Origin of the sequence: Flagellimonas algicida (assembly GCF_049629585.1) — a bacterium.
GTDB lineage: Bacteria > Bacteroidota > Bacteroidia > Flavobacteriales > Flavobacteriaceae > Flagellimonas.
Map to the genome: position 1 here is coordinate 1 of NZ_JBMYIX010000006.1, position 968 is coordinate 968.

At 53.7% G+C, this 968-nt stretch carries 1 protein-coding gene; it reads right to left on the reverse strand.

From position 1 onward, the window contains the following. Positions 1 to 968: hypothetical protein (locus tag ACPD8L_RS17230; protein ID WP_423944892.1), on the reverse strand; the 968-nt coding region annotated here is incomplete at both ends.

Below are 968 nucleotides of genomic sequence, written 5' to 3' on the forward strand. Positions count from 1 at the left end.
TCGTGATGGATGTGCCCGCGCTGTTGCCCTCTCCGAGCACGCTCGCCAGATCCTGTATCTCGTTGGTGATGCTACCGTCCACTTCCGTGAAGGTGCTGTTCACAATATAAGGGTCGCCGGTGGTACCGCTTCCGCTCACGCTGATGTCCGTGCCCCCGTTCACGATGGTCTCCGATCCGTCAGCGGCGTTCGCCGTGATCTGGCTGTCCACATAGTTCTTCGTGGCGGCGTCCTGCGCGTTGGTAGGGTCCGTCACATTGGTGATCGAGGTCCCCGCGCTGTTGCCTTCGGAGAGTACCTCCGATAACGTCTGGTCGTCCGTGTCCACAGTATGGCTCAAATCAGATATCTGGCTTTCTGTAATTGTTATATTCGCTTCATTGATATCAATGTCAATTTCATCATTCGCAACATCATTGGTTACCGTAACTTTATTTGATCCTGCATTGATGTTCTTAAATTCAAGATCGGCCCCAGTCTTCCTAGCAAATGCCCCAACTCCTCCTGCCCCAACATTTGAGGCTGTATTTGTTTGACCGGAAGTTGCTGCAAAGGCATCCACTTCCGCTTTCAGTTCTTCAATTACATTCTGAACATTTCCCGAGGTCAATGTTGTTGTACTTGGATCATATGGTACATCAATGGCTTCTTGTGACTCCGTGAAGGTGCTGTTCACAATATAAGGGTCGCCAGTGGTACCGCTCCCGCTCACACTGATGTCCGTACCTGCGTTGACGATGGTCTCCGATCCGTCAGCGGCGTTGGCCGTGATCTGCGTGTCCACATAGTTCTTCGTGGCGGCGTCCTGCGCATTGGTGGGGTCCGTCACATTGGTGATGGATGTGCCCGCGCTGTTGCCCTCGCCGAGCACGCTCGCCAGATCCTGTATCTCATTGGTGATGCTGCCGTCCACTTCGGTGAAGGTGCTGTTCACAATATAAGGGTCGCCGGTGGTGCCGGTACCGCTC